Annotated in this window: 26 protein-coding genes and 1 tRNA gene; 10 read left to right on the top strand and 17 right to left on the bottom strand. The window is 70.8% G+C overall.

Annotated features, from left to right (window positions below; genetic code table 11):
• Positions 1 to 16: 16 nt before the first annotated feature.
• Positions 17 to 1582 (bottom strand): phosphoric/sulfuric ester hydrolase PehA, encoded by a 1566-nt coding sequence (pehA, locus tag GGQ83_RS06705; protein ID WP_184383022.1) that lies wholly within the window; start codon positions 1580 to 1582, stop codon positions 17 to 19.
• Between the two features lie 414 nt (positions 1583 to 1996).
• Between pehA and GGQ83_RS06700 the strand changes: the two genes are divergently transcribed.
• From GGQ83_RS06700 to GGQ83_RS06675, 6 genes are all read left to right on the top strand, one after another.
• Complete coding sequence (locus GGQ83_RS06700; RefSeq protein ID WP_207018001.1) at positions 1997 to 3142, top strand: alpha/beta hydrolase family protein; 1146 nt, start codon at positions 1997 to 1999, stop codon at positions 3140 to 3142.
• A 168-nt stretch (positions 3143 to 3310) separates the two neighbouring features.
• The gene (locus tag GGQ83_RS06695) at positions 3311 to 4282 is read left to right on the top strand and encodes an ABC transporter ATP-binding protein (protein WP_184383020.1); all 972 of its coding nucleotides are present in this window, start codon (positions 3311 to 3313) and stop codon (positions 4280 to 4282) included.
• Positions 4279 to 5316: an ABC transporter ATP-binding protein gene (locus GGQ83_RS06690; RefSeq protein WP_184383019.1), complete on the top strand. Its 1038-nt coding sequence runs from the start codon at positions 4279 to 4281 to the stop codon at positions 5314 to 5316. Before GGQ83_RS06695 ends, GGQ83_RS06690 begins: the two co-directional genes overlap by 4 nt.
• Positions 5313 to 6839 carry an ABC transporter substrate-binding protein gene (locus tag GGQ83_RS06685; protein WP_184383018.1) on the top strand — a complete coding sequence of 509 codons (1527 nt, stop codon included), beginning with the start codon at positions 5313 to 5315 and terminating at the stop codon, positions 6837 to 6839. Before GGQ83_RS06690 ends, GGQ83_RS06685 begins: the two co-directional genes overlap by 4 nt.
• A gap of 3 nt (positions 6840 to 6842) precedes the next feature.
• Entirely contained in the window at positions 6843 to 7790 is a 948-nt protein-coding gene (locus GGQ83_RS06680; RefSeq protein WP_184383017.1) for an ABC transporter permease, read from the top strand.
• Complete coding sequence (locus GGQ83_RS06675) at positions 7787 to 8653, top strand: ABC transporter permease (RefSeq protein WP_184383016.1); 867 nt, start codon at positions 7787 to 7789, stop codon at positions 8651 to 8653. Before GGQ83_RS06680 ends, GGQ83_RS06675 begins: the two co-directional genes overlap by 4 nt.
• A 5-nt stretch (positions 8654 to 8658) precedes the next feature.
• On the opposite strand, the gene GGQ83_RS20275 is transcribed toward GGQ83_RS06675, so the two are convergent.
• The 7 genes from GGQ83_RS20275 to rlmB form a co-directional block, all read right to left on the bottom strand.
• Positions 8659 to 10305: a dipeptide ABC transporter ATP-binding protein gene (locus GGQ83_RS20275; protein WP_184383015.1), complete on the bottom strand. Its 1647-nt coding sequence runs from the start codon at positions 10303 to 10305 to the stop codon at positions 8659 to 8661.
• On the bottom strand, positions 10302 to 11147 hold the full coding sequence (locus GGQ83_RS06665) for an ABC transporter permease (protein WP_184383014.1): 846 nt from the start codon (positions 11145 to 11147) through the stop codon (positions 10302 to 10304). The genes GGQ83_RS20275 and GGQ83_RS06665 overlap by 4 nt, the downstream gene beginning before the upstream one ends.
• Positions 11144 to 12205, bottom strand: coding sequence for an ABC transporter permease (locus tag GGQ83_RS06660; protein ID WP_311727461.1), 1062 nt, complete (start codon positions 12203 to 12205; stop codon positions 11144 to 11146). Before GGQ83_RS06660 ends, GGQ83_RS06665 begins: the two co-directional genes overlap by 4 nt.
• Positions 12198 to 13805 carry an ABC transporter substrate-binding protein gene (locus GGQ83_RS06655; RefSeq protein ID WP_184383013.1) on the bottom strand — a complete coding sequence of 536 codons (1608 nt, stop codon included), beginning with the start codon at positions 13803 to 13805 and terminating at the stop codon, positions 12198 to 12200. Before GGQ83_RS06655 ends, GGQ83_RS06660 begins: the two co-directional genes overlap by 8 nt.
• A gap of 99 nt (positions 13806 to 13904) precedes the next feature.
• A complete protein-coding gene (locus GGQ83_RS06650) occupies positions 13905 to 14132 on the bottom strand; it encodes a hypothetical protein (RefSeq protein ID WP_184383012.1) in 228 nt (75 codons plus the stop codon).
• A gap of 106 nt (positions 14133 to 14238) precedes the next feature.
• A complete protein-coding gene (locus GGQ83_RS06645) occupies positions 14239 to 15003 on the bottom strand; it encodes a 2-keto-4-pentenoate hydratase (protein WP_184383011.1) in 765 nt (254 codons plus the stop codon).
• 4 nt (positions 15004 to 15007) lie between these two features.
• Positions 15008 to 15796, bottom strand: a complete 789-nt coding sequence (rlmB, locus tag GGQ83_RS06640) for a 23S rRNA (guanosine(2251)-2'-O)-methyltransferase RlmB (RefSeq protein ID WP_184383010.1) — start codon at positions 15794 to 15796, stop codon at positions 15008 to 15010.
• A gap of 67 nt (positions 15797 to 15863) precedes the next feature.
• Between rlmB and GGQ83_RS06635 the strand changes: the two genes are divergently transcribed.
• Positions 15864 to 15935: transfer RNA gene (locus tag GGQ83_RS06635), tRNA-Thr, on the top strand.
• Between the two features lie 115 nt (positions 15936 to 16050).
• Positions 16051 to 16611 (top strand): EF-hand domain-containing protein, encoded by a 561-nt coding sequence (locus tag GGQ83_RS06630; RefSeq protein WP_184383009.1) that lies wholly within the window; start codon positions 16051 to 16053, stop codon positions 16609 to 16611.
• A gap of 5 nt (positions 16612 to 16616) precedes the next feature.
• On the opposite strand, the gene GGQ83_RS06625 is transcribed toward GGQ83_RS06630, so the two are convergent.
• Genes GGQ83_RS06625 through phnG form a run of 8 tightly spaced genes read right to left on the bottom strand, consistent with a single transcriptional unit; the run spans position 16617 to position 22952 of the window.
• Positions 16617 to 17294 (bottom strand): DUF1045 domain-containing protein, encoded by a 678-nt coding sequence (locus GGQ83_RS06625; protein ID WP_184383621.1) that lies wholly within the window; start codon positions 17292 to 17294, stop codon positions 16617 to 16619.
• Positions 17295 to 17296: 2 nt separating this feature from the next.
• Positions 17297 to 18460 carry an alpha-D-ribose 1-methylphosphonate 5-triphosphate diphosphatase gene (locus tag GGQ83_RS06620; protein ID WP_184383008.1) on the bottom strand — a complete coding sequence of 388 codons (1164 nt, stop codon included), beginning with the start codon at positions 18458 to 18460 and terminating at the stop codon, positions 17297 to 17299.
• A 37-nt stretch (positions 18461 to 18497) separates the two neighbouring features.
• Entirely contained in the window at positions 18498 to 19199 is a 702-nt protein-coding gene (gene phnL, locus GGQ83_RS06615) for a phosphonate C-P lyase system protein PhnL (RefSeq protein WP_184383007.1), read from the bottom strand.
• Entirely contained in the window at positions 19196 to 19966 is a 771-nt protein-coding gene (gene phnK / locus GGQ83_RS06610; RefSeq protein ID WP_184383006.1) for a phosphonate C-P lyase system protein PhnK, read from the bottom strand. Before phnK ends, phnL begins: the two co-directional genes overlap by 4 nt.
• The gene (locus GGQ83_RS06605) at positions 19963 to 20823 is read right to left on the bottom strand and encodes an alpha-D-ribose 1-methylphosphonate 5-phosphate C-P-lyase PhnJ (protein ID WP_184383005.1); all 861 of its coding nucleotides are present in this window, start codon (positions 20821 to 20823) and stop codon (positions 19963 to 19965) included. Before GGQ83_RS06605 ends, phnK begins: the two co-directional genes overlap by 4 nt.
• A gap of 14 nt (positions 20824 to 20837) precedes the next feature.
• Positions 20838 to 21935 (bottom strand): carbon-phosphorus lyase complex subunit PhnI, encoded by a 1098-nt coding sequence (locus GGQ83_RS06600; RefSeq protein ID WP_184383004.1) that lies wholly within the window; start codon positions 21933 to 21935, stop codon positions 20838 to 20840.
• Positions 21935 to 22507, bottom strand: coding sequence for a phosphonate C-P lyase system protein PhnH (gene phnH, locus GGQ83_RS06595; RefSeq protein ID WP_184383003.1), 573 nt, complete (start codon positions 22505 to 22507; stop codon positions 21935 to 21937). The genes GGQ83_RS06600 and phnH overlap by 1 nt, the downstream gene beginning before the upstream one ends.
• Positions 22508 to 22517: 10 nt before the next feature.
• Positions 22518 to 22952, bottom strand: coding sequence for a phosphonate C-P lyase system protein PhnG (gene phnG / locus GGQ83_RS06590; protein ID WP_242534937.1), 435 nt, complete (start codon positions 22950 to 22952; stop codon positions 22518 to 22520).
• A gap of 79 nt (positions 22953 to 23031) precedes the next feature.
• Between phnG and phnF the strand changes: the two genes are divergently transcribed.
• Together phnF and GGQ83_RS06580 are read left to right on the top strand one after the other, a co-directional pair.
• Entirely contained in the window at positions 23032 to 23769 is a 738-nt protein-coding gene (phnF, locus tag GGQ83_RS06585) for a phosphonate metabolism transcriptional regulator PhnF (protein ID WP_184383002.1), read from the top strand.
• The gene (locus GGQ83_RS06580; protein WP_184383001.1) at positions 23766 to 24890 is read left to right on the top strand and encodes an alpha-D-ribose 1-methylphosphonate 5-triphosphate diphosphatase; all 1125 of its coding nucleotides are present in this window, start codon (positions 23766 to 23768) and stop codon (positions 24888 to 24890) included. The genes phnF and GGQ83_RS06580 overlap by 4 nt, the downstream gene beginning before the upstream one ends.
• A 4-nt stretch (positions 24891 to 24894) precedes the next feature.
• On the opposite strand, the gene GGQ83_RS06575 is transcribed toward GGQ83_RS06580, so the two are convergent.
• The gene (locus GGQ83_RS06575; protein WP_184383000.1) at positions 24895 to 26100 is read right to left on the bottom strand and encodes a glycosyltransferase family 2 protein; all 1206 of its coding nucleotides are present in this window, start codon (positions 26098 to 26100) and stop codon (positions 24895 to 24897) included.
• Positions 26101 to 26156: the final 56 nt, after the last annotated feature.

The raw sequence follows: 26156 nt of genomic DNA, 5'->3' as shown, positions 1-26156 counted from the left end.
GGTGTGTGTCTCCTGGTCACTGCGCGGCGATGGGCAGCGCGGGGCGGGAAGGGGTGTCGCGTTCCTCGAGGCCCGAGGGCGTGGCGCGGAAATGGGTCAGCGTGCGCTCGGCGTGGCGCATGCGGTGGGAAAGGGCGCGCTGCGCCCAGTCCCGCACCTCGGCCGCGTGTTCGGGCCTGTCGGCGAGGTTCTCGAACATGTGCGGGTCGCGTTCGAGGTCGAAGAAGAGCGGCGGCAGGCCCGAGAAATGCACATACTTCCGCGTGCCGTCCTGGATGGCGCAGAGCGCGCAATCATCCATGGCGAGGCCCAGGGAGGTTTCGGGGCGCGAGTAGAAGACGTCGCGGAAGTCGTATTCGGTGAAGGCGAAGCGGCGCCAATCCGAGGGCGCGCCCGAATGCACCAGCGGCATCAGGTCTTGCCCGTCGCAGGCACGGGGAATGTCGCCGCCCAGTGCCGCGAGGATGGTGGGCATCACGTCCACGCTCTCGGTGAATGCGGCCTCGACCTCGCCCGCGCGGGGGTTGTGGCCGGCATCCTTGATGACGAGCGGGATGCGGAAGCTTTCGTCGTGATAGCCGATCTTGCCCAGCAGCCAGTGGTCGCCCAGCTGCTCGCCATGGTCGGAGGTGAAGATCACCATCGTCTCCTCCCACTGGCCCGTCTCCTGCAGGTGGGCGAAGACCTGGCCCAGGCAGTCGTCGATCTCGGTGATGAGGCCGCAATAGGTGGCGCGCATCTGGCGGATGGCGGCTTCGTCGAGCTGGTTCGCCGCACCCTCCGCGCCACGGAAGAAGGAGCCTTGCGCCACGTGGCGCAGGTAGTGGTCCAGCAGCGGGTGCTGGGCCGCTTCCTCCTGCCAGGTGTCGCGGCGGATGGGGCCGGACATCTCGTCCGAGGAATACATCGCGTTGTAGGGGGCGGGCGCGATAAAGGGCGGGTGCGGGCGGTAGAAGCCCAGGTGCAGGAACCAGGGGCGCTTGCCGCGGCCCTTCAGGTAGGTCAGGGCGCGCTCGGTGAAGTAGGCACTGTCCGACAGCTCGCGCGGGATGCGGCAGGGCAGGGCGGTGACGCCGGGTTCCGCGTCCATGCCCTCGGGCAGCCAGATGTTCTCGCGCGGCTCGGGCAGGGCGTAGCCCTTGTGCGCCAGCCAGCCGAAATACCCGTCCATCGAGGGCTCGAAGGCCCCCACGCTGCGGAACCCGTCCATCAGGTCGCCGAGCGTGGTGAAGCGCGGGTCGCGGGGCCCGGTGGTGCGCGGGTCCGGCGTGGTGGTGGTGTAGCCGATCAGCGCCGGGTCATAGCCGATGAGGCGCAGCGCCTTGCCGAGATTGGCGTGACGCGCATCGAGCGGCACGGTGTTCTGCACCGCGCGATGGTTCATCAGATAGAGGCCCGTCAGCAGTGAGGCGCGGGCCGGGCCGCAGGGCACGGTGTTGGTGACGTGGTTGCGGAAGGTGACACCTTCGCGGCACAGCCGGTCGAGGTTGGGGGTGCGCAGGAAGCCCGCGCCCAGATGCGGGATGAAGTCCGCCCGCCACTGGTCCACCACGATGAGCAACACATTCTTCCGCCGCGCCATGCCTCGTCATTCCCCGCTCGTTGGGGCGGAGGGTTAGCCGCTGCCTGGTCACAGCCACGTGACGAAGCGGGGGAGGTTCCGTGACAATGCGCGCCGGTGCCGCATGCACCCAAAGCGAGGCATGGCGGCGGTTTGGCGCGCGGAGCGACGCATCGGGACGGATGTCAGGGCGCGATGGTCCACGCGAATGTTGCGATGGGACGACGCGACCGTGGCATTGGCGTGACGTGGTCCGCGGGATTGGGGGATGCGGGTTGTCGTGGGTGTATGCTACAGGTTGGCCGCTTGAAATGATCAGGCGGAAGGAAGCGACAAGCTATGCAAGACGAAAATCCCGTCCGGGGTCTGGGCCGCCGTAACATGGCTGCCGCCGCGGCCGCGGGAATGACGCTGGGCGCGATGGCGCTTGCTCCCATGGCCCGTGCCCAGGGCGCCGCCCCCGTCCTGCCGGCCGGCGTGACCGCCACGCAGATCGCACGTTGGGATGTGGCGCGACTCAATCGCATCCTCACCACCGACATGCCGGCCTTCTCGGGCGTGAATGTGGAATATCCCGCGGCCCGCAACGCGGTGCGCCTCTATCGCGTGACCTATCCTTCGGTGGTGCCGGAACTCGGCAACAAGCCCGTGGCGCTGACAGGGCTGGTGGCCATTCCCGAGGTGCCGCAGACCACCTTGCCGCTGGTGTCCTACCAGCACGGCACGGTCTACGGAAAACAGGAGGTGCCCTCCTACCCCGAGAACTCGCCGGAGACGCAGCTGATGATCGCGCTCTTCGCCGGGCAGGGCTACCTGCTGACGGGTGCGGATTATGTCGGCATGGGCGACTCGCGCGAGCCCCAGGGCTACATGGTGAAGGCGAGCCACCAGCAGGCGACTGCGGACATGCTGCCCGCCGCGCGCGCCTTTCTCGCGGCGCAGGGCCTCACGCCCTCGCAGCTCTTTCTCGGCGGGTGGTCGCAGGGCGGCTATGTGACCATGGCCATGCTGGAGCGGCTTGAGGCCATCGGGGTTCCGGTGCGCGCCGCGGCGACGGCCAGCGCCCCGGTGGACCCCTGGGCGGCACTGAACGGCTTCCTGAATTTCCCGCGTCCCAACGACGCCGACTGGGTGGGCACCCTGTTCATCCTGGCGTCCTTCTCCTTCGAGAATTACTATCAGGTGCCGGGCCTCGCGCGGTCCCTGCTGAAGCCCGAGCATTATGACGTGTGCCGCGGCGCCTATGAGGGCCAGGCGGTCGATCCGACCAAGATCCCCACCAAGCTGCGCGACCTGGTGGCCGAGCCCTATTTCGACGCGGCCTTCTTCGCGGGGTCGCCCTTTGGCAGGATGCTCTTCGAGAATCAGGCCTATCGCTGGGTGGTGCGCACGCCCACGCGCAACTACTACGGCGATACCGACGAAGCCATCACGCAGGGCATCGGCCGCCTCGCCATGGTGTTCCAGCAGGCCATGGGCAACGACAAGGTGGAGGCGATCTCGACCGGGCCCACCAGCCACCGGGGCACCTATGCCCGTGGCGCCGCCGAATGGAAGCGCTGGTTCGACAGCCTGGCCTGACGTAGGGCGCCAGTTTCGCCGCGCGGCACGTCGAGGCCGCGCGGCTTGCCAGCCCCGGAACCCTGCGCCATATCTCGTTCTCCGGGAGAAACGCAGGGCACAAGCCCGCGGGAGATTGATATTGCGAGCAAGGCTGTTCTGCGGCACCGCGTCGGGCGGAGCCGGAAGGTGACGCCTGTCCTGGATGTGGCGGGGCTTTCCATCCGCTTTCCCAATGGGTTGAAGGCGGTGGACGGGCTCACGCTCCGCGTGGGCGCGGGGCAGACCCTGGCCGTGGTGGGCGAATCCGGCTGCGGCAAGTCGGCCACCGCGCTCGCCATCATCGGGCTGCTGGCCGAGGGCACGCAGGTGGGGGGCGCGGTGCGTCTCTCCGGCCAGGAATTGCTGGGCCTCGCCCCCGACGAGATGCGCCGTCTGCGCGGCGGCGATGTCGCCATGATCTTCCAGGAGCCCATGACCAGCCTGAACCCCGCCTTCACGGCGGGTGACCAGGTGGCCGAGGCCATCCGCGCGCACCGCGCCATCTCCAAGGCCGACGCCGCGCGTGAGGCGGTGGCCATGCTGGAGCGCGTGCGCATCCCCGATGCCGCCCGCCGCGCCCGGCAATACCCGCATGAAATGAGCGGTGGCATGCGCCAGCGCGTCATGATCGCCATGGCGCTGGCCTGCCGCCCCAAGCTGCTGATCGCGGACGAGCCCACCACCGCGCTGGACGTCACCGTGCAGGCGCAGATCCTGGCGCTGCTGGACGAGCTGAAGCGCGAGACGGGCACGGCCGTGCTGCTCATCACCCACGACCTCGGCGTGGTGGCCGACCATGCGGACCATGTCGCCGTCATGTATGCGGGCCGGGTGGTCGAGCACGCGCCGGCCGCGCAGCTCTTCGCCCGGCCGGAGCATCCCTACACCATCGGCCTGCTGGGGGCCCGGCCCTCGGCGGCGTCGCCCACGGCGCGCCTCGCCTCCATCGAGGGCACAGTGCCCGACCTCCGCACCCCACCGCCGGGCTGCCGCTTCGCGCCGCGCTGCCCCTTCCGCATCGCGCGCTGCGAGGCCGAGGCGCCGGCGCTGACCGCGCTTAGCGCCGAGCATGGCGTGGCCTGCCACCGCGCGCCACTCGAAGCGAGCCTCGCGGCATGAGCGACCTGCTGAGCCTCTCCAACGTCGTGAAGCATTTCCCCGTGCGCGACGGCATGGGCCGTGCCCGCGGCGCGGTCCGCGCGGTGGATGGCGTGACGCTCTCGGTCGCCGCGGGCGAGGTGCTGGCCATCGTGGGCGAGAGCGGCTGCGGCAAGTCCACGCTGGGCCGCGTCATGCTGCGCCTCATCACGCCCGACAGCGGCCAGGTGCGCTTCGCGGGCGAGGACCTGGGCACCCTCTCGCCCCGCGCGTTGCGCGCGCGGCGGCGCGAGATGCAGATCATCTTCCAGGACCCCTTCGGCAGCCTCGACCCGCGCATGACGGTGGAGGCCGCGGTGGCCGAGCCGCTGCGCCTGCACGGCATCGTCCCCCCCGCGCAGGAACGCGCGGAGGTGGCCAGCCTGCTGGAGCGCGTGGGCCTGCGCCCCGAGCACGCGCGCCGTTGGCCGCACGAGTTCAGCGGCGGCCAGCGCCAGCGCATTGCCATCGCGCGCGCGCTGGCCTCGCGCCCGCGCCTCATCATCGGCGATGAGCCCGTCTCGGCGCTGGATGTCTCGGTGCAGGCGCAGGTGGTGAACCTGCTGAGCGACCTGATTCGCGACCTCGGCCTCACCTTCGTGCTGATCAGCCATGACCTCGGCGTGGTGCGCCACCTCGCGAACCGGGTGGCGGTCATGTATCTCGGCCAGATCGTGGAGGAGGGCAGCGTGGCGGAGATCTTCGCCAACCCGCGCCACCCCTATACCCGCGCACTGCTGGCGGCCATTCCGGGCCATGGCGGCGGCGCCCCCATCGCGGGCGATGTGCCGAGCCCCATCGCGCCCCCCTCCGGCTGCCGCTTCCGCACGCGCTGCCCGCATGCCGAGGCGCGTTGCGCGGCGGAAATGCCCGCGCTGGTGGGCGGCGTCGCCTGCCACTTCGCGGACAGCCTGCCGCCCATCCCGCCGCCCGCGCCCCGCATGGCGCCCGATGCGCGGCTCAGGCACCTGCAATCCTTTTTCCAGCCGGCCTCATCACAGGGAGAAACAACATGAGACGCCATTTCGTCGCCGCGGCCATGGCCGTGGGGGTCGCGCTCGGCACCGGGCTCGCGGCCCAGCCTGCCGCCGCCCAGCAGCACCTGCGCATCGCCCTGCGCGAGGACCCGGACATCCTCGACCCGACCCTGGCCCGCACCTATGTCGGGCGCATCGTCTTCGCCTCGCTCTGCGACAAGCTGTTCGACATCAACGAGCAGCTGGAAGTGGTGCCGATGCTCGCCACCGGCTATCGCTGGGAAAACCCCACCACCCTCATCATCACCCTGCGCGAAGGCGTGCGCTTCCATGACGGCGAGCGGATGGACGCCGAGGCGGTGGTCTATTCCCTCAATCGCCACGCCAGCTTCCAGGGCAGCTTCCGCCGCAGCGAGCTGACCGGTATCGAGAAGGTCGAGGCGGTGGACCCCCTGACGGTCCGCATCACGCTGCGCGCGCCCTCCGCCGCCTTCCTCTCCGTGCTGACGGACCGCTCGGGCATGATCCTGAGCCCGCGCGCCGCCGAGGCCGCCGGGCGCGACTTCGGCCTGCGCCCCGTCTGCGCCGGCCCCTTCCGCTTCGTGGAGCGCGTGGCGCAGAGCCGCATCGTGGTGGAGCGCTTCGCCGACTATTGGAACCCGTCCGTCATCCACCTCGACCGCATCACCTACCTGCCCATTCCCGACAACAACGCGCGCATCGCCAACGTCCAGTCGGGCGCCGTGGAGTTCGCCGAGCGGATGGAGCCCGACCATGTCGAGATGGTGGCCCGCAACAACCGCCTGCGCGTGGTGCAGGTGCCCGAGCTCGGCTACCAGGGCATCACCTACAACCTGAACAACGGCCCGCGCGCCCAGACGCCCTTCGGCCAGAACCCCCGCGTGCGCGAGGCCTTCGAACTCGCCATTGACCGCGCGGCCATCAACCAGGTGGTCTATAGCGGCGCCTATACGCCGACCGCCCAGGCCGTGCCGCCGGCCAACCCCTTCCATGTCCGTGACTTCCAGCCGGAGGCGCGCAACGTCGCCCGCGCCCGCCAGCTGCTGCGCGAGGCCGGGGTGCAGACGCCGGTGCGCGTGGAACTCACGGTCCCGAACAACCCCGACCTGCGCCAGGTGGGCGAGGTGATCCAGGCCATGGTGCGCGAGGCGGGCTTCGAGCTGCGCATCAACGCCATGGAATTCGCCTCCTCCCTCCAGGCTAGCACGAGGGGCGAGTTCGAGACCTTCCTGCTCGGCTGGTCGGGCCGCGTGGACCCGGATGGCAACATCTACACCTTCGTCCACAGCCGCGGCCCCGCCAATGACGGGCGCTACAGCAACCCCGAGGCCGACCGCCTTCTGGATGCGGCCCGCGTCGAACTGGACGCCGACCGCCGCCGCGCCCTCTACGCGGAACTGAACCAGGTCTCGCTGCGGCAGGACCGGGCCCGCATGTATCTCTGGCACCGGAAGAACATCTTCATCCATTCCACGCGCCTGCAGGGCTATGTGCCGGTACCGGATGGGATGATCCGGGTCCAGGGCCTCAGGCTGAACTGACCCATGGGCATCTGGCTGCTGCGGCGGGTGGGGCAGATCATCCCCACCCTGCTCATCCTCTCCGTGATGATCTTCGGGCTGCAGCAGCTGATGCCCGGCGACCCCGCGCTCATCCTCGCCGGTGAGGAGCGGGGCGACGAGCAGGTGCTGGCGCAGATCCGCGCCGAGCTGCGCCTCGACCGCTCCCTGCCCGAGCAGTACTGGGCCTGGATCACGCGCGTGATCCAGGGGGATTTCGGCTTCTCCTGGCGCATCCGCGTGCCGGTGTCGGAGCTCATCCTGGAGAAGCTGCCCGTCACCTTCCAGCTCGGCGCGATGGCCTTCATCATCGCGGTGCTGATCGGCGTGCCGCTGGGCATCCTCTCCGCCGTGCGGAAGGACCAGCCGGCCGACTGGGCGGCCAATGGCGCGGCGCTCTTCGGCATTTCCATGCCCAATTTCTGGTTGGGCATCCTGATGATCCTGCTGTTCAGCGTGCAGTTGGGTTGGCTGCCGCCCTCGGGCTATGTGCCGCTGACCGAGGACCCCTGGCAGTCGCTCGCCACCACCATCATGCCGGCCTTCGTCCTCGGCACCGGTGTGGCCGGCGTGCTGATGCGCCACACCCGTGCCGCCATGCTGGGTGCGATGAGCCAGGACTATGTCCGCACCGCCCGCGCCAAGGGCCTGCGCGAGCGCGTGGTGGTGTGGAAGCATGCGCTCCGCAACGCGCTGATTCCGGTGGTGACGCTTGGCACCATCGAGTTCGGCCGCCTGCTCTCGGGCGCGGTCCTGACCGAGCAGATCTTCTCCATCCCGGGCTTCGGCAAGCTGGTGGTGGATGCGGTGTTCAACCGCGACTACCCGGTGGTGCAGGGGGTGGTGCTGGCCACCGCCCTCATCTTCGTCCTGCTGAGCCTGCTAGCGGACATCCTCTACATGGCCATCAACCCGAGGCTGCGCCGCGCATGAGTGCCGTGATCCAGGCGGGCGAAAGCCCCACCCAACGCGCCATCCGCCGCTTCCTGCGGCACCGCCTCGCCATGGCGGGCCTCGTCGTGGTGGTGCTCTTCGTGCTGGTGGCGGCCTTCGCCCCGCTGCTGGCCCCCTATGACCCGAACCAGACCTCCTGGACCGCCATCCGCCGCGCACCCTCCGCCGCGCATTGGTTCGGCACGGATGAGAATGGGCGCGACGTGCTCTCGCGCGTCATATGGGGGGCGCGCGCCTCGCTGATGGCGGGCGTGCTGGCGGTGCTGGGCGCCGTCATCATCGGCGTGCCCATCGGGCTGCTGGCGGGCATGGCGGGCGGCTGGGTGGATGCGGTAATCTCGCGCATCGCGGACGCCATGCTCTCGGTGCCCTTCCTGATCCTCGCCATCGCCCTGGCCGCCTTCCTGGGACCGGCGCTGGAGAACGCGATGCTCGCCATCGCCATCTCGGCCTCGCCGGTCTTCGTGCGGCTGGCGCGCGGCATGGCGCTGGAGGCCATGTCCACCGACTGGGTGGAGGCGGCGCGTGCGCTCGGCAACCCGCCCTGGCGCACGGCCATCGTGCATGTGGCGCCCAACATCGTGCCACCCTTGATGGTGCAGGCGACGCTCTCCATCGCGGAGGCCATCATCGCCGAGGCCTCGCTCTCCTTCCTCGGCCTCGGCATGCAGCCGCCCGATCCGTCCTGGGGCTCCATGCTGAACTCGGCGCAGCGCTTCCTGACGCAGGCGCCTTGGCTCGCCATTTTCCCGGGGCTGGCCATCTTCCTGGTGGTGCTGGCCTTCAACCTGGCGGGCGACGGGCTGCGCGACGCGCTGGACCCGCGGTCGGATCGCAAGTAGCCGGTCTAGGCCGGCTCCCGCATCGCCTCCGGGTCGAAGTGCGGGATGGCGGCCAGCAATTCCCGCGTATAGGCGGCCTGGGGTGCCGCGAAGAGCGCGGCACTCGGCCCCTGTTCCACGATGCGGCCCTGGCGCAGGACGATGGTGCGCTCGCACATCATCCGCACCACGTTGAGGTCGTGGCTGACGAAGAGATAGCCCAGCCCGTCCTCGCGCCGCAGATCGTCCAGCAGCTTCAGGATCACGGCCTGCACCGAGACGTCCAGCGCGGCCGTCGGTTCATCCAGCACCAAGAGGCGCGGGCGCGTGGCGATGGCGCGCGCGATGCCCACCCGCGCCTTCTGCCCGCCCGAGAGCTGGTGCGGGAAGCGGTCCAGCAACTCGCGCGGCAGGCCACAGCGTTCCGCGCACTCCTCCACACGGGCGCGCAGCGCCGCCTCGGACGGCAGCCGGTCCAGCCGGCGCAGCGGGTGGGCGATGCTGTCGAAGGCGCTGAAGCGCGGGTTGAGGCTGTCGGTCGGGTCCTGGAAGACGATCTGGATGTCGCGCCGCTGCGGCGCCTTGTGGAAGTGCCGCGCGGGTGTCGCCGCGATGGATTGGCCGTCGAAAATGATCTCGCCCGCCGTCGCATCAATCAGCCGGCAGATCAGGCGCGAGATGGTGCTCTTGCCCGAGCCGCTTTCGCCCACGAGCCCCAGGCTCTCCCCGGGTTCGAGCGTGAAGGAGACATCATCCACGGCGCGGGTGCGGGCATATTGCTTGAACAGGCCCTGCACTTCCAGCAGCAGTGGCGTTCCGGGGGCGCGGGGCGCGCGTCGGGGCGGTGGCGGGGCATCGCCCTCGACCAGGTCCGCCACGGTGGAGGTGCGGGTGGGCGAGGCCGCGATCAGCCGGCGCGTGTAGGGGTGGTCGGGCGCCTGGAAGAGCCGCGCGGCCGCACCTTCCTCCACCACCAGGCCACGTTCCATCACCGCGACGCGCCGGCAATATTGCGCGGCGAGGCCCAGGTCATGCGTGATGAGGATCATCGCCATGCCGCGCTCGGCCGTGATGCGGGCCAGCAGGTCCATCACCGTCTTTTGCGTGGTGACGTCGAGGCCCGTGGTGGGCTCGTCCGCGATCATCAACGCCGGCTCACACGCGATGGCCATGGCGATCATCACGCGCTGGCACATGCCGCCCGAAAGCTCGTGCGGATAGGCGTCGAGGTTGCCCTTCGGGTCACGGATCAGCACGGCGCGCAGCAGGTCGAGCGCACGCTCACGCGCCTCGCGCGCCGTGATGGCGTTGTGGGCGCGCAGCACGTCCGCGATCTGGCGCCCCACGGTGCGGATGGGGTTCAGCGCCCCGCGCGGGTTCTGAAAGATCATGGACATCGCACTGCCGCGCAGCTCGCGCAGTTCGTGCCGCCCGGCGCGGGTGATGTCGCGGCCGCGGAAGCGTATGCGCCCCTGGGTGATGCTCCCGGCGCGGTCCAGCAGGTGCGTCACCGCATAGGCCGTGACCGACTTGCCCGAGCCGCTTTCGCCCACCACGCCCAGCGTTTCGCCGGGGGCCAGCCGCAGGGAAATGCCGCGCACCGCCTCCACCGGCCCGCGTCGTGTGGAGAAGCGGATGTGAAGGTCCTCGACCTCCAGCAACGGGCCGGTCATGTCCGCATCCGGGGGTCGAGGATGTCGCGCAGCCCGTCGCCCAGCAGGTTGAAGCACAGCACCGAGAGCATCAGCGCCAGCCCTGGAAAAGCCACCAGCCACCAATGGCCGGAGGTGATGAAGCGTGCGCCTTCGGCCACCATGATGCCCCATTCCGGCGTGGGCGGCGTGATGCCGAGCCCGATGAAGGAAAGCCCCGCCGCGTTCAAAATCGCCCAGCCCAGGTTCAGCGAGATCTGCACCGCCATGGCCGGCAGCACATTGGGCAGCAGGAAGCGCAGCACCACCGAAAGGTCGCTGTCGCCCGAGGCGCGCGCGGCCTCCACCCAGCCCAGGTTGCGGCGGACATTCACCTCGGCGCGGGCGAAGCGGATGTAGAAGGGCAGGTTAATGAAGGCGGTGGCGAGGATGATGTTCTCGATGGAGTTGCCGAGTGCGGCCACCAGCGCCATGGCCAGCACGAAGAGCGGGAAGGCCATCAGCACATCCACCAGCCGCCCCACCACGCGGTCCAGCGCGCCGCCGACATAGCCGCAGAAACTTCCCACCACCGCGCCGATGGCGAAGGAGAGGCTGACGGCGGAGAAGGCGATGGCGAGGTCCACCCGCGTGCCATAGAGGATGCGGCTGAACACGTCCCGGCCCAGCTGGTCGGTGCCCGCCCAATGCGCGGCCGAGGGCGGCTGCAAGGCATTGGGCACGTTGGAGGCGATGGGATCGTAGGGCGCCAGCCAGGGGGCGAAGAAGGCCACGAAGAGCAGCAGCGTGGCCCCCGCCGCCGCCGCCGCCGTCACCGGGTTGCCACGCAGCACCCAGCCCACATGCCGCAAGGTGGCGCTCATGCCACCGAGGCCCGCGGGTCGGCCACGCCGTAGAGAATGTCGATCAACAGATTCACCATGACGAAGATGGTCGCCATCAGCAGCACGAAGCCCTGCACCGGCGCGTAGTCCGAGGCCAGCAGCGCATCGAGCGCGTAGGAGGCGACGCCGGGCCAGGAGAAGACCTTCTCCACCAGCACATTGGCGCCCAGCATGGTCGAGAAGACGATGCCCGAGATGGTCAGCACCGGCAGCAGCGCATTCCGCAGCGCATAGACCACGATGATGCGCCAATGCGACAGGCCGAGGGACTTTGCCGTCCGCACGAAGTCACTGCCCAGCACCGCCAGCATGGACGCCCGCGTCATGCGCGCCAGCGGCGCGAGGACGAAGAGCGCCATGGTGGAGGCCGGCAGGATCAACTGCCCCGCCGCGGCCCGCCACCCTTCCCAATCCCGCACCAGCGCGAAGTCAATGAGGAGAAAGCCCGTGATCTCGGGCGGCGTGGCCGCGAAGATGTCGAGCCGCCCGGTCGGGTCCGGCGCCCAGGCCAGCAGGTAGTAGAAGACATAGATCAGCAGCAGGCCCGAGACGAAGGTCGGCACGCAGACGCCCAGCGTGCAGAGGAAGCGCACGACATGGTCCACCAGCGTGCCCGGCCGCAGCGCCGCCACGATGCCGAGCGGGAGTGCGAGGCTCAACGCCAGCAGCAGCGCCGAGAAGGTGAGCTCCAGCGAGGCCGGCAGCCGCTCGACCAGGTCCGTCCGCACGGGCTGCCCCGTGGTCATGGAGTTGCCGAGATTGCCCCGGGTGATGTCCCAGAGGTAGCGCAGCAACTGCTCATGCATCGGCCGGTCCAGGCCCATCTGCTCGCGCACCATGTCGATCTCGGCCTGGCCCGTATTGGCGCCTGCGGCGAAGAACACCGCCGGGTCGCCGGGCAGGACGCGCATCAGCAGGAAGGTGAAGACCAGCACCCCGAACAGCGCCGGCACGGCGGAGAGCAGGCGCATGCCCACCCGCCGCCCCACCGCGCCCCACTTGCCCCCGCGCGGCGCGGGCTGCGCGGCGTCAGACACGCTTGAGGTCGCGGAAATCCGCCTGCCGGTAGAACCAGTAGGTGTAGCCCTCGATGTTGCGCGCCATCACCGCCTCGTGCAGCGGCTGCCAGGCGAGGATGAGCGGCACCTCGGCGGCGAGGATTTCGATCATCCGCTTGCAGGCGGCGTCGTATTTCGCGGCGTCTGTCTCGAACTGCGCCTCGCGCGTGAGGGCGTTGATTTCCTCGTTGTTGAAGCTGGCGAAATTCCAGCGCTGCGGCCGGGTGAAGTAGAGGCGGAAGAAATAGTCCGGCGCCGGTAGCCAGGCGGTACCGCCCTCGGTGTAGAACGGCAGGGTGCGCTCGGCCTGGCCCGTGTTGAACTGGGCGTCCGGCAGCTTGCGGATGTCCACGTTGATGTTGATCCGCGCGAGCGATTCCTTGATCAGCGCCGCCATCGGTTCCGCCCAGGCCGAGACGCCCGTGCCGATGGTGAAGGTGGTCGAGAAGCCGTTTGGATGCCCCGATTCGCGCAGCAATTCGCGCGCGCGTTCCAGGTTGCTGTGCAGCGGCATGGGCTGCGGGAAGTCGGAATTCGGCGGCGTGGTGGTCCAGTCCGCGCCGAACAGCGCGCGGCCGCGGCTGAACAGCGCGGCCTGGAACATGTCCTGGTAGGGCAGGGCGGCGGCGATGGCCTGGCGCACCTTCACATCGTCGAAGGGCGCCATGGTGTTGTTCATGGAGATGTGCGTGAAGCCGTTGGTCTGCGGCACCGAGACCACCTTCACCCGCCCGCGCTGCGCCAGCGCCGCCACGTCGCTCGGCTGCAGATCAATGGAGAGGTCGGCGTCGCCCCGCTCCACCAGGTTCGCGCGCGTCGCCACCTCGGGCACGGTCTGCACGATGACGCGGCGGAAGCCCGGCTGCTCGCCGCCCCGCCAGTTGTCGTTGCGGCGCAGGATGGTCTGGGTGCCCGGCCGGTGCTGCTCCACGATATAGGCGCCGCCGGCGGCCGAATTGTCCTTCAGCCAGTTCAGCGCCCAGGGGTCGTCCGTGGTGGCGTGGCGCTTGGCCAGCGTGCTGTTGATCATGATGGCGTAGGGCACGCACATGTTGGACAGCGCGAGGCGGTCCGGCCGCTCCACCATCATCTCCACCACGCGCGGCCCGGCGATGCGGAACTGGTCGGGGCTGGTGATGGAGCCCGTGGACATCTGCGGCGGCGCCAGCGACCGTGCGGAGACGGCGCGGTCCAGCGACCACTTCACATCCTCGGCGGTGACGGGCGTGCCGTCATGCCAGGTGGCGCCCTGGCGGATGTGGAAGGTGAAGGTGCGGCCATCGGGGCTGCGGTCAATGCGCTCGGCCAGCTCGCCGCGGATGTCGTTGTGGTCGAAGACCCAGTTGTCGCCCAGCCGCTTGCGGCCGAAGGCGGCCAGGCGGTCATAGACGTTCATGCTGAGGCCGAAGCTCTCGCGCGTGGAACCGGGCACGCTCGGATCGAGCGAGTTGACGGTGTTGCCCGTCACATAGCGCAGCGTCTCGGCGCGCGTCTGGGCGGAAGCCTCGCCCGCGGGCAAGGTCGCGCCCATGGCCAGACCACCCGCGGCGGCGAGGCCCTGTCTCCGATTGAATTCCATGCTCGTCCACCTCCGGTGCGTGGCCGGTGCGTGGCGTCGAACTCCCGGTGATGAGGTTAGGCCAGGGCCGGGCGGCAGCACAAGCGAGCGGTGGACCCTTCAGGCGTGCCCGACCGGTCCCAGGCTGTCGGTGCTGGTGGCCCGCACCACGGAGGCGAAGAGGCGCAGCGCATCCGGTCCGCCGCGGTCCTGCAACATGCCGCCCTCCATCTCGAAGGCCAGGAGTTCGGCATGTTCGGCGAGGGTTTCCGCGGCGCGACGCAGGGCTTCGCGCGCGAGGACGAGCTGGAGTTCGTCGGGCAAATGCTTCCAGTCCGGCGAAGACATGGGGGGCTATTCCTGCTGCCCGCCCTTCTGGCGGCTGGTCACTCGGGCCGGTTCGGCTCCTCGCCACCACATCCCATGCCGGGCGTTAACGCCGGGTAAACGCGCCTCAGGTGAAGCGCAGCGTCACCCGGCCCAGCAGGTCGAACTCCACCTCCACCGCGCAGGGTCCGTCCAACCAGATCGGCGGAGTCACGGAGCCCAGCCAGACCACCTGCCCCGCCTTCAGCCCCCCGAATTCCCGCGCGGCGCCCGAGCCCGCGAGCCAGGCCAGCGCCTCCAGCGGATGGCCCAGCAGGTCCCGCCCGAAGCCCGACCCGCGCACCTGGCCGTCCACGCGCAGCTCGCCCCGCGCGGCTCCCAGGTCCAGCGCGCGCCAATCCGCCACCGGCGCGCCCAGCACGCCCGAGGCATGGAAGACCTGGTCCGCGATCAGCGTGGGCGTGCCGAGCTGCCCCAGGTCGCCATAGCGCTTTTCCACGATCTCGATGGCGGCGAAGACCTCGGCCACCGCCTCGGCCGCGGCCTCGCGGGTGGTGGGGCGGGCGGGCATGTCGCGGCCGAGTCGCACCGCCACCTCGCACTCCACGCCGGCATTGAGGAAATCGACATAGGCGACGCTCAGGCCATCGGCATTGATGGAGCTGGCCGGCACGAAGCCCGCCGCCGGCCCGCCCAGGCCCAGGATCTCCTGCATCTGCCGCGTCGTGGCGCCGATCTTGAAGCCCGCGGGCGGGATGGCGCCCTGCGCCTCCGCCACGCGCCGCTGCACGGCATAGCCCTCGGCCTCCGTGCGGGGGGCGGCGCTGCCCAACGGGGCCAGCACCCGCTTGGCGCGCCAAGCGTCGAGGATCATGTCGGCCGCATCACTCATTCGGTCATTCCCTCACCAGTTCATACAGCGCCACGGCCGCGGCGGCCGAGACGTTCAGGCTTTCCATCGCTGGCATGATGGGCAGGCGGACGAGTTCGTCGCAATTCTCGCGCGTCAGCCGGCGCAGCCCCTCGCCCTCGGCGCCCAGCACCAGGGCCACGCGCCGCCCCTGCAATCCCGACTGCGCGAGGGTGACGGGCCCCGCCGCCTCCAGCCCCACCACCCAGAGCCCGGCCTTCTTCAAGGCCTGCAGGGCGCGGGAGAGGTTCACCTCGCGCAGGATGGGCACGACCTCCAGCGCGCCCGAGGCGGCGCGGGCGAGCGAGCCGGTCTCCTGTGGGGCATGGCGGTCCTGCATCACCACCGCCGCCGCGCCGAAGGCGGCGGCGGAACGGAGGATGGCGCCGACATTGCGCGGGTCCGTCACCTGGTCCAGCACCAGCACCGGGCCGGTGGAGCCTTCCAGCACCTTCTCCAACAACAGCTCGGGCAGCGGCTCGACCAGCAGGGCGGCGCCCTGGTGGACGGATTCGGGCGGCAGCAGGGCCGCCAGCCGGTCCCGTTCCACCAGTTCGGGGGTGATGCGCCAGGGGTTGGGCACACGCTCGGCCAGCTCGCGCTCGGCCTCGCGCGTCACCAGCAGGCGGCGCAGGCGGCGGGCGGGGTTGGCCAGCGCGGCCGCGACCGGGTGCAGGCCGTGCAGCCAGACGCCATCCGCACTCCCCCTGGGGCTCTCGGCCGGGCGGTGGGAGGCGGGGCCGCGGGCGCGCGGCGAAGGACGGTTGGGGCGCATGGCCCCATGAAGCCCGCCCGTCGCCTGCTGACAACCCATGGCCCCCTGCCGTAGAAGGACGCGCCTGGCCGGGTTAGCTCAGCGGTAGAGCAACCGCCTTGTAAGCGGTAGGTCGTCGGTTCAATCCCGACACCCGGCAGGGCCGGTCACATTTCATCACCTCCCGGGGCCCGCTTCGCCATGCGGCTGTTACAAGCGGGGCGCATGGTCCCCTCATCGGACGGAACATTCCGCCCGGCATTGAGGAGACCACCATGGCCAAGTTTCGCATTCCCTCCCTGTTCGGTGCCGCCATCCTGGGCGCCGGCCTGCTCGCGGGCGGCGTCGCCTTCGCCCAGCCTGGCCCCGGCGCCGGTCCGGGCGGTGGCCCCGGCGCCCGCATGTTCCAGCAGCTCGACACCAACAATGACGGCCGCATCACCTGGGACGAGGCCTGGGGCGTGGTCACCCAGCGCTTCCAGGCGGCCGATGCCGACCGCAGCGGCGGGCTGACGCCGGAGGAGTTCGCCAACATGTATCCGCAGCGCGAAGGCCGCCAGCAGCGCGAAGGCCGCGCCCAGCCGACCGGCCGTCACGCCGAGCGGATGCAGCAGCACCGCGCGGCGATGTTCCGCGGCCTCGACGCCAACCGCGACGGCGTCGTGACCCTGGAGGAGATGCGCGCCCCCGCCGAGATGCGCTTCCGCATGGCGGACGCGAATGGCGACGGCGCCATCACCCGTGACGAGCTGCCCCAGCGGCGCGCGCGTGGCGAAGGCCGCGGCCCCGGGCAGCCCGGCCAGCCGGGTGCGCCGGCCGCCCCCGCCACGCGGTAAGGCGGCTACCCGCCGAGCGCCAGGCGCTCGGCGATCAGGAAGGGGGCGCCGGGGCCGGCCTGGGTGAACAGGCAGACCTCGCGCACCCGCCGCGCCCGGCCGGTCCCCATTTCGAACACTGAGGCGAAATGCGCCTCGGCCGCCGGGCGCACCCATGCCGCTTCCTCGGGCGTCAGGCGGCGCGTCAGCGTGACGTGGAACTGCCAATCTTCTTCGAGATAGGGATAGCCCCAGCGCGCGAGCATCGCCTCCTGCCGGGGCGAGAGGTTGGCCTTGCGGCGCCGGGCCAGCTCCTGCTCGGTGGGGGGCGCGCGATGGGCGTCCAGCGCGGCCACCGCGCCATCCGTCAGCGCGCGCAGCGCCGGGCAGGGGGCGGTTTCGCGCAGCGCGAGGAACCCCTTCAGGTCCATCACCGCCAGTGGCGGCAGGTCGAAGGGCGCCGTGCGCGCCGCGAAGGCGGCCGCATCCTCGCGAAGCGCGGCGTAGGAAGTTGCGATGCGGAAGGGCGGCTTCAGCGTCGCGTGCAGGCCATAGCCCCGCGCATCGGCGGTGAGGGCGGGCAGGTCGGGCACGGGGGGCTGCGTCAGGGTGGCGCCCGTCTCGGCGTCACGGCCGAGCCAGGCGCTGCCGGCGGCGTGCAGCGGATCATCCACCTCGGGCGCCCAGTAGAGGGCGGCGCGCATCGTCACGCCACCCGCTCCCCGCCGCGCCACACCGCGCGGATGACGGGAATGCCCTGGTGCGGCAGGACGCGCACGATGTCGGCACGCTGCCCGATCGCCAGCCGCCCGCGATCCTGCAGGCGGCACATGTCGGCCGCGTTGGCCGTGATGGTGGCGATGGCGGCGGGCAGGCCCGTCACCTCCGCCATGGCGAAGGCGGCCTCGATCAGCGCGGGCGGCACATAGTCGCTGGCCAGCACGTCCACGGCACCCGCGCGCACCAGATCCATTGCCGCCACATTGCCGGAATGGCTGCCGCCGCGGACGATGTTGGGCGCGCCGGCGATGACGGCGACGCCAAGCCGCGCCGCTTCGCGCGCGGCCTCCATCGTCACCGGGAATTCGCTGACCATGATGCCGTCGGCCGCGTTGCGCGCGACTTCGGCGGGCACCTCGTCGTCATGGCTGGCCAGCGGCACGTCGCGGCCGGCGAAGCGGTCCAGCACCATGCGGCGTTGCGGTTCGCGCAGGCGGGCACGCTGTTCCAGCAGTTCCGCGATGCGCGTCTCGATCTGCGCCTCGGTCATCCGCGTGGTCTTGAGCCGCATGGCGCGATAGCGCACCAGGTCCCGGTACTGGCCGACACCCGGCGAATGATCCATCAGGCTGACCATGGCCACCAGCGGGTGTTCCGCGACGGGGTCGAGCAGCGTGGGCATGTCGGCCGCCGGCAATTCGCAGCGAAGGTGCAGCAGGTGCTCCACCTTCAGCACGCCCTCGGCGGTCAGCGCGGTGATGTCGCGCACGCCGTCCTCGAAGGTCTTGCCGCGCTCCACGTCGAAGCCGAGGTCGCCCAGGCAGAGCGCGTCCAGCACTGTGGTGACACCCGCCACTGCGCATTGCGCGTCGTGGCTGAGGAAGGCCGAGCGCGAGGGCCAGCGCGCATTGCTGCGCGGCATCACCTGGCGCTCCAGGTTGTCGGTGTGGACATCCACCACGCCCGGCATCAGCACCTCGCCGCCGCAATCCACCGCCGAGGGGTGATGGGCGCGGCCGGGCTGCACATCGGCGATGACGCCATCGCGCAGCACCAGCGTGCCGTCCAGCTCCTGGTCGGGCAGGATGAGGCGCGCATGGGTCAGGATGGTCTCGCGCGCGGCGGGGGCGCGGTGAAGGATGGCGCTCATCGGGCCTCGCTGTGGGGTGTGTGGGGGATGTGGGCGCTCATGCCGCGTCTTCTAGCGGCCGCACCTCATGCAGGCGATCCGCGACGCGGGCGCGCACCTCGCTGTCATGGAAAATTCCCAGAATGGCCGCCCCCCGCGCCTTGGCCTCCGCGATCAGTGCGATCACCACCTCGCGGTTGGCGGGGTCGAGGCTGGCCGTGGGTTCGTCCAGTAGCATCAGCGGGTAATGGGCCACGAAGCCGCGGGCGATGTTCACCCGCTGCTGCTCGCCGCCCGAGAAGGTGGCGGGCGGCAGACCATGCAGGCGTTCGGGCAGGTTGAGCCGGGCCAGCAGGGCGGCGGCCTGCGCTTCCGCCTCGGCGCGCGGCACGCCACGGGCGCGCAGCGGCTCGGCCACCACCTCCAGCGCCGGCACGCGCGGGATCACGCGCAGGAATTGCGAGACATGGCCGAGGCTTTCCGCGCGAATTTCCCGCATCAGCCGCGCATCGGCGGCGGCCAGGTCCACCATGGCGTCGCGATGCCGCAGGCGGATATGGCCCGAATCGGCGCCGTAATTGCCGGCGATGCAGCGCATCAGCGTGGATTTCCCCGCGCCCGAGGGCCCGGTCAGCGCCACGCATTCGCCCGCGTGCAGCACCAGCGCCGCATCCTCCAGCACGGGAAAGCTCACGCCGCCGCGCAGGTGCAGGGTGAAGCGTTTGGACAGCGCCGCCACCTCCAATGCCAGCGCGCTCATGCCGCCAGCACCGAGGCGACGAGAAGCTGGGTGTAGGGGTGCCGCGGGTCGTCCAGCACGCGGTCGGCAAGCCCTTCCTCCACGATCCGTCCGTGGCGCATCACCACGATGCGGTGCGCGAGCAGCCGGGCGGCGGCGATGTCATGCGTCACGAACAGCACGGCGAGGCCAAGCTCCGCCACCAGTGACCGGATCAGGTCCAGCAGCCGCGCCTGCACGCTGACATCGAGCCCGCCCGTGGGTTCGTCCATGAAGACCAGGCGCGGGCGCGTGACGAGGCAGCGCGCGATCTGCAGGCGCTGCTGCATGCCGCCCGAGAAGTTGCGCGGCGCCTCGTCCATGCGCGCCGGGTCCATTTCCACGCGGGACATCCATTCGGCCGCGGCCGCGCGGATGTTGCCGTAGTGGCGCCCGCCCGCCGCCATCAGCCGTTCGCCGATGTTGCCGCCGGCGGAGACGCCCATGCGCAGCCCGTCTCGGGCGTTCTGGTGGACGAAGCCCCAGTCGCGGCGCATGAGCGTGCGGCGCTCGGCCTCGCGCAGGGCGTGGACGTCCTGCGCCGCGCCCTCGGCGTCGTGGTAGAGCACGCGCCCGGCCTGGGGTTCCATCAGCCCCGCCAGCACGCGCAGCAGGGTGGACTTGCCCGAGCCGCTCTCGCCCACGATGGCCACCACCTCGCCGGGCCAGAGGGAGAGGGAGACATCATCCAGCGCCCGCACCGCGCCGAAGCGCAGCGCGAGGTCCTGGCCTTCCAAGATCGGGCTCATTCCGCGGCCTTCCGCGCCATCTGGTTCTCGGCGCAATGGTCGGTGTCGGAGCAGACGAACATGCGCCCGCCCCGGTCATCGGTGACGATCTCGTCCAGGTAGCTGGTGGTGCTGCCGCAGGCCGCGCAGGCGTGCGGCGCGCGGACGGGGCGGAAAGGGTGGTCGTCGAAGTCGAGGCTGACCACGCTGGTGTATGGCGGCACCGCGTAGATCTTCTTCTCGCGCCCCGCGCCGAACAGCATCAGCGCCGGTGACATGTGCAGCTTCGGGTTGTCGAAGCCTGGAATGGGCGAGGGCGACATGAGGTAGCGGTGGTTCACCATGACCGGATGGCTGTAGGAGGACCCGCCCTCGCCCTGCCGCGCGATGTCCTCGTAGAGCTTCACCTGCGCCAGGCTATAGTCGCCAAGGGCATGCAGGCGGCGGGTTTCCGCGAGGCGCGGTTCCAGCTTGAACAGCGGCTCCGGCATCGGTACCTGGAACACCATGACCTGCCCCTCGGTCAGCGGCCGTTCGGGGATGCGGTGGCGGGTCTGGATGATGGTCGCCTCGGCCGTGCGCGTCGTGGTGCGCACGCCGGCCACGCGGTGGAAGAAGCGGCGGATGGAGACGGCATTGGTCGTGTCATCCGCGCCCTGGTCGATCACCTTCAGCGTGTCGTCGGGGCCGAGGATGCTGGCCGTGACCTGGATGCCGCCCGTGCCCCAGCCATACGGCAGCGGCATCTCGCGTGCGCCGAAGGGGATCTGGTGGCCCGGGATGGCGATGGCCTTCAGCAGCGTACGACGGATCATGCGCTTCGTGGCTTCGTCCAGGTAGGCGAAGTTGTAGCCGGGGTCGGTGTCTGGGGCTTGCATGTGTGCGCTGGCCGTCATTCCGCGGCCTCCGCCACGCCATTCCGCGCCGCTTCCCAGCGCGCGCGGATGCTGCGCAGCTTCTCCAGCTCGCTCTGGAAATCCACGTGATGCGGCAGCTTGAGATGTTCCACGAAGCCCGTCGCCTCCACATTGTCCGCGTGCAGCAGCACGAATTCGTGGTCCTGGGCGGGGGCCGTCACCTCTTCGCCCAGGTCGCGCGCCATCAGGGCGCGGTCCACCAGCGCCATGGCCATCGCCTTGCGTTCGCTGTGGCCGAGCGAGAGTCCGTAGCCGCGGGTGAATTGCGGCGGCGTGTCGGCCTGGCCCGCGAACTGGTTCACCATCTGGCATTCGGTGACGGTGATCTCGCCCAGGCTGATGGGAAAGCCAAGCTCAGGGGGTGTGATCAGCACCTCCACCTCGCCCATGCGCAGCTCGGCCACGAAGGGATGGGCGTTGCCGTAGCCGCGCTGGGTCGAATAGCCGAGGCCCAGCAGGAAGCCCTCATCGCCGCGCGCGAGCGATTGCAGGCGCAGCGCGCGCGGGGCGGGGAAGGGCAGGGGGTCGCGCGTCAGGTCGGGCGGCGGGGCATCGTCGCCGGGTGGTTCGCGGCGCATCAGTCCCTCCTGCGCCAGGATGTCACTGACGCGCGGCATGGGCGCGCCCGTGGCTTCGGACTCTTCGGGGGGCGTTGGCGCCTCCCCTTCCGCCAGCAGCGCGAAGTCCAGCAGGCGGTGGGTGTAGTCGAAGGTCGGGCCCAGAACCTGACCGCCCGGCATGTCCTTGTAGGTGGCGCTGATGCGCCGGCGCACGCGCATGGCCCCCGTGTCCACCGGCTCGGCCGCCGGGAAGCGCGTCAGGGTGTTGCGGTAGGCACGCAGCAGGAAGGCGGCCTCGATCAGGTCGCCGCGCGCCTGCTTGATGGCCAGTGCCGCCAGTTCGCGGTCATGGCAGCTGCCTTCCGCCATCACGCGGTCCACCGCCAGGCCCAGTTGTTCCGCCACCTGCGCCGCCGAAAGCTCCGGCAGGGCGGTGTCGCCGCGCCGCTGTTCGGCCAGCCAGGCATGGGCGGCGGCGATGGCCGCATCGCCCCCCTTCACCGCGACATACATCAGCCACCCTCCCTGAGCGCCACGCTGCGCGGCAATGCGGCCAACCGTCCTCCCGCGCAGAGCACCACATCCACCCCGCGCGGGAAGCGCGCCGCATTGGCGCGCCACTGCGCGGGGAAATCACCAGGCACGCCCATGACGGCCAGGTGATGCTCGCGCTCGATGCCCGGCCCCGTCAGGCGCCAGCCCGACCCCTCCGCCAGCCCCGTGACCTGGCGGATGAGCGTGGCACCGTCCTGCGGCGTCTCGTCCTCGCCCGCGTGCAGCGTGGCCAGTGCGGGCATGGTGGCCCCGGTGTTCAGCAGCAGCATGGCGGAAGCCGGCTCCGCCACCAGCGGTGCCCCGGTGTGGAAGGTGATCCAGGCGCGGGCCTCCTCGCCCGCATCGGTCCAGAGCGGCGTCTCGGCATCGGCCAGCGTCAGGATCGTGGCGGCGGCAGCGGCCTCCAGCCCGGCGGGAAGTTCGGGCGGCGGGATGACCTGCTGGACACGGCCCGGCCGCGCCATGGCCTGCATGAGCGCGCGAAACCCGGCCTGGGCGTCCAGCACGGGGTCGGTGAAGCCCGTCTTCATCGCTCGCTCCTCATCGCATGGCCGCCAGTGTGGCGAAGCGCACCTCGGTCGCGGCGGTGCGGCGGGCGTCGCGGGCGGTGGCGGCGCGCTGGGCCTCGGCGAGCGGCGTCACCACCCGCTCCAGCCATTCGGCCCGCCTTGCCTCGCCCTGCAACAGCGCGTCCAGCACGGCGGCCCATTCGGCGGCGCGCTTGCTGCGACCCAGCCGCCAGCCATGGCCGAGCGTGCCATCCTCCAGCGCCACGGTGCAGCGCGCGACGGTTGCCTCGCTCAGGTTGAAGACGGCGCCGTCGCCCCCGGCGCGGCCGCGCAGCATGGTCAGCCCGACCTCCGGGCCGCGCACGCGGCGATGCGGGGGCAGGGGCGGGGCGCCGGCGAGGGTGGCCTCGATCTCGGCTTCGGTGGCGCGGGCCAGAACGGCCATCCAGGAGGGGCGGTCCATCATTGGTCTAGACAGCTACACATCTTTCGGGCAGGGTCAATGCCAATGACGCCGCGCAGACATCCATGGGCTTGAAGCTTCCGTGACACCTGATCCCTATCCCCTTCAGCGCGGCGCCGGGCTCGCGCTGTGGCGGCAGATCGCGGCCAGCCTCGAAGCCACCATCCGCAACGGCACTCACCGGCCTGGCGCGCGCCTGCCCACCGAGGCCGAGCTCTCCACCCGCTTCGCGGTGAACCGCCACACCATCCGCCGCGCCATGGAGGAACTGGAGGGCAGGGGCCTCGTCCGCATCGAGCAGGGGCGCGGCAGCTTCGTGGCCGAGGATGTGCTGGACTACCCGCTCGGCCCCCGCACCCGCTTCAGCGAGATCATCCGCGCGCAGAACCGCGAACCCGCGGGCCGTGTGCTGCGCATGGCCGAGGTGCCGCCCGAGGCGCGAATCGCGGAACTGCTGGGCCTGCGCCGCGGCCGCACCGTGTTGCAGGTGGAGCGCCTGGCGCTGGCAGATGGAAGGCCGCTGGCCATCGGCCTGCACCACTTCCCCGCCCAGCGCTTCCCGCAGATGGCGGCCCTGCTGCGCGAGGATGCCTCCATCACCCGCGCGCTGGCCGCCTGCGGCGTGCCCGACTACCGCCGCAAATCCACCCGCATCACCGCCCGCATGCCCACCGCCGAGGAGGCCGCCCTGCTCCAGCAATCCCGTGCCCGCCCGCTGCTGGTCAGCGAGGCGCTCAACATCGACAGCGAGGGCGAGCCCGTGGACGCCACCATCACCCGCTATGCCGCCGGCCGCGCGCAACTGGTGGTCGAGCCATGAGCTGGCGCATCACGGGCGGCCAGGTGCTGCGCGAGGGCCGGCTTGTGCCCGGCGAAGTGCATCTCGCGGGCGGCGTCATCGCCGAGGGTGGCGCGGGGCGGGGCTTCGACGCCACGGGCCTCTGCGTCATGCCGGGGCTGGTGGACATCCATGGTGACGCGCATGAACGCGCGATCCAGCCGCGCCCCGGCGTGGCCTTCCCCATGGATTTCGCGCTGCGCGATGCCGCCGCGCAATGCCTGGCCTCGGGCATCACCACGGCCTGCCTGGGCGTAACCTTGTCCTGGGAGCCGGGGCTGCGCTCGGTCGAGACGTTTCGGGCCACCCTCGACGCCCTGGCCGCGCCACCGCCGGGCAGCGATCTGCGCGTGCATCTCCGCTTCGAGGCCGACAACCTGGATGCCGAGCCCGACGCGCTCGCCGCCATCGCCGCTGGCCGCGTGCATGTGCTGGGCTTCAACGACCACACGCCCAGCATCGTGAAGAAGCTCTCCAACCCCAAGGAGCTGGGCAAATACGCCGGCCGCGCGGGCGTGGGCGAGGCGGAGTTCGAGGCGCTGGCGCTGCGCGCCAAGTCCCGCCGTGGCGAGGTGCCCGAAAGCCGCGCCCGCATGGCCGCCGCCTCCCGCGCGGCGGGCGTGCCCATGCTGAGCCATGACGACGCCACGCTGGATCAGCGCGCGCGCTTCCGCGCCCTGGGCGCCGATATCTGCGAATTCCCCATGGCCGAGGCCGTCGCCGAAGACGCGCGCGCCCATGCCGAGCCCGTGGTGATGGGCGCGCCCAACGTGGTGCGCGGCGGCAGCCACCTGGGCTGGGCAAGCGCCGCACCGCTGGCCGAGCGCGGCCTCGTGACCGTGCTGGCCTCCGACTATCACTGGCCGGCGCTGCTGGCGGCCCCTTTCCGCATGGCCGCGCGGGGGGCGATGACGTTGGCCCAGGCCTGGGCGCTGGTGTCGGAGAATCCTGCCCGCGCGCTGGGTTTGAACGACCGCGGACGGATTGCGCCCGGGCTGCGCGGCGACCTGGCGCTCGTCACGCCGGAGGGTTCGCTCGCGGCTGTCTTCCTGGGCGGCGAACCCGCCTGGATCGGGCCATCCGCCGCCGCCCGCTTCGGCTGAGAGCTCAGCGCCGCGCGGGCTGCGCCATTTCGATGATGCTGGCAAGCGACGCCGTGAAGGCCAGCTGGATCCCCGCCACCAGCACCGTCATCGAGGCGAGGAAGAGGCGGGGGGAACGTGGATCCTCCAGGGGTCCAAGGCCGCGCCCCACCCAATCGGTCAGCGTATCGGCCATGCCGGCGCCGCCCAGCAGCACCAGGATCGCGGCCAGGATCAGCCCGCGCTCGAAGTTCAGCAGACCGAGCAACCGCGCATCCAGGCCGGTGGGTGGCGGCAGGTAGCCGCGCCGCACGCCGACCTGCTTCGAGATCACGGCGAAGGTCACCACCTGCAGCCCCACCAGCACGGCAAGACACCCCGCCATGAAGGAGTGCATGTCAAAGGTGACGCCCGCGACCCTCAGCGGCCCGGGGAAGAGCAGTCCCGAAACCAGCGCGCCCAGCCCCAGCAGGACCAGCCCCGGATAGAGGAACAGCCAGCGCGGCGAATAGAACAGCAGGAAGCGCAGGTGCCGCCAGCCATCGCGCCAGGTGCGCAGGTGCGGCGGACGGGACCGGCCATCGGGGCGCAGCCGCGTGGGCACCTCCACGATGCGATAGCGGGCGAGGGCGGCGCGGACCACCATTTCGGAGGCGAATTCCATCCCCGGCGTGGTCAGGCCCAGTTCCATGATGCGCGCGCGGGAGAAGCCGCGCAGCCCGCAATGGAAGTCGCCCGCCGGCACGCGGAACAGCAGCCGGCCGATGAAGCTCAGCACCGGGTTGCCCAGATAGCGGTGCAGGAAGGGCATGGCGCCCTTCTCGATGCCGCCCCGGAAGCGGTTGCCCATGACGAGGTCGGCGCCCGCGCGCAACTCGGCCACGAAGCCTTCCAGGTTCGCGAAGTCATAGGAATTGTCGCTGTCGCCCATGATCACGAAGCGGCCCCGCGCCGCCGCGATGCCTCCGCGCAGCGCCGCGCCATAGCCGCGCTCCGTGATGGGGACCACGCGCGCCCCCAGACGCTGCGCGATCTCCTGCGAGCCATCGGTGCTGCCATTGTCGGCTATCAGAACCTCGCCCGCGATGCCGCTGCGCGCGAGGAAATCCTGTGCCTCGCGGATGCACAGCGCCAGCGTCTCCGCCTCGTTGAGGCAGGGCATGAGGATGGTCAGTTCCAGACCGTGGGCCTGGGTGTCGGCGCCTGGAGGGGCGTGCGGGGCGATATCCATCCAACCCCATATGGGGCTTTCAGGATGTTAATGGGAGGGCCGGCGAGAGCGGGATG

Origin of the sequence: Roseococcus suduntuyensis (genome assembly GCF_014196305.1) — a bacterium.
In the GTDB taxonomy this organism is placed as follows: domain Bacteria; phylum Pseudomonadota; class Alphaproteobacteria; order Acetobacterales; family Acetobacteraceae; genus Roseococcus; species Roseococcus suduntuyensis.
Note: the sequence above shows the minus strand (reverse complement) of the source record. Positions and strands in the feature narration are given on the sequence as shown.

Bases quoted from the DNA above. Each gene is read 5' to 3' on its own strand.
- GGQ83_RS06680 (WP_184383017.1), top strand. From the start codon at position 6,843: ATGGGCATCTGGCTGCTGCGGCGGGTGGGGCAGATCATCCCCACCCTG.
- GGQ83_RS06630 (WP_184383009.1), top strand. From the start codon at position 16,051: ATGGCCAAGTTTCGCATTCCCTCCCTGTTCGGTGCCGCCATCCTGGGC.
- phnH (WP_184383003.1), bottom strand. From the start codon at position 22,507: ATGAAGACGGGCTTCACCGACCCCGTGCTGGACGCCCAGGCCGGGTTT.
- GGQ83_RS06575 (WP_184383000.1), bottom strand. From the start codon at position 26,100: ATGGATATCGCCCCGCACGCCCCTCCAGGCGCCGACACCCAGGCCCAC.
- GGQ83_RS06645 (WP_184383011.1), bottom strand. From the start codon at position 15,003: ATGAGTGATGCGGCCGACATGATCCTCGACGCTTGGCGCGCCAAGCGG.
- GGQ83_RS06600 (WP_184383004.1), bottom strand. From the start codon at position 21,935: ATGTATGTCGCGGTGAAGGGGGGCGATGCGGCCATCGCCGCCGCCCAT.
- GGQ83_RS06620 (WP_184383008.1), bottom strand. From the start codon at position 18,460: ATGAGCGCCATCCTTCACCGCGCCCCCGCCGCGCGCGAGACCATCCTG.
- pehA (WP_184383022.1), bottom strand. From the start codon at position 1,582: ATGGCGCGGCGGAAGAATGTGTTGCTCATCGTGGTGGACCAGTGGCGG.
- GGQ83_RS06685 (WP_184383018.1), top strand. From the start codon at position 5,313: ATGAGACGCCATTTCGTCGCCGCGGCCATGGCCGTGGGGGTCGCGCTC.
- GGQ83_RS06675 (WP_184383016.1), top strand. From the start codon at position 7,787: ATGAGTGCCGTGATCCAGGCGGGCGAAAGCCCCACCCAACGCGCCATC.
- phnK (WP_184383006.1), bottom strand. From the start codon at position 19,966: ATGAGCCCGATCTTGGAAGGCCAGGACCTCGCGCTGCGCTTCGGCGCG.
- phnL (WP_184383007.1), bottom strand. From the start codon at position 19,199: ATGAGCGCGCTGGCATTGGAGGTGGCGGCGCTGTCCAAACGCTTCACC.
- rlmB (WP_184383010.1), bottom strand. From the start codon at position 15,796: ATGCGCCCCAACCGTCCTTCGCCGCGCGCCCGCGGCCCCGCCTCCCAC.
- GGQ83_RS06655 (WP_184383013.1), bottom strand. From the start codon at position 13,805: ATGGAATTCAATCGGAGACAGGGCCTCGCCGCCGCGGGTGGTCTGGCC.
- phnG (WP_242534937.1), bottom strand. From the start codon at position 22,952: ATGATGGACCGCCCCTCCTGGATGGCCGTTCTGGCCCGCGCCACCGAA.
- GGQ83_RS20275 (WP_184383015.1), bottom strand. From the start codon at position 10,305: ATGACCGGCCCGTTGCTGGAGGTCGAGGACCTTCACATCCGCTTCTCC.
- GGQ83_RS06580 (WP_184383001.1), top strand. From the start codon at position 23,766: ATGAGCTGGCGCATCACGGGCGGCCAGGTGCTGCGCGAGGGCCGGCTT.
- GGQ83_RS06665 (WP_184383014.1), bottom strand. From the start codon at position 11,147: ATGAGCGCCACCTTGCGGCATGTGGGCTGGGTGCTGCGTGGCAACCCG.
- GGQ83_RS06690 (WP_184383019.1), top strand. From the start codon at position 4,279: ATGAGCGACCTGCTGAGCCTCTCCAACGTCGTGAAGCATTTCCCCGTG.
- GGQ83_RS06700 (WP_207018001.1), top strand. From the start codon at position 1,997: ATGGCCCGTGCCCAGGGCGCCGCCCCCGTCCTGCCGGCCGGCGTGACC.
- GGQ83_RS06650 (WP_184383012.1), bottom strand. From the start codon at position 14,132: ATGTCTTCGCCGGACTGGAAGCATTTGCCCGACGAACTCCAGCTCGTC.
- GGQ83_RS06605 (WP_184383005.1), bottom strand. From the start codon at position 20,823: ATGCAAGCCCCAGACACCGACCCCGGCTACAACTTCGCCTACCTGGAC.
- GGQ83_RS06625 (WP_184383621.1), bottom strand. From the start codon at position 17,294: ATGCGCGCCGCCCTCTACTGGGCGCCCGAGGTGGATGATCCGCTGCAC.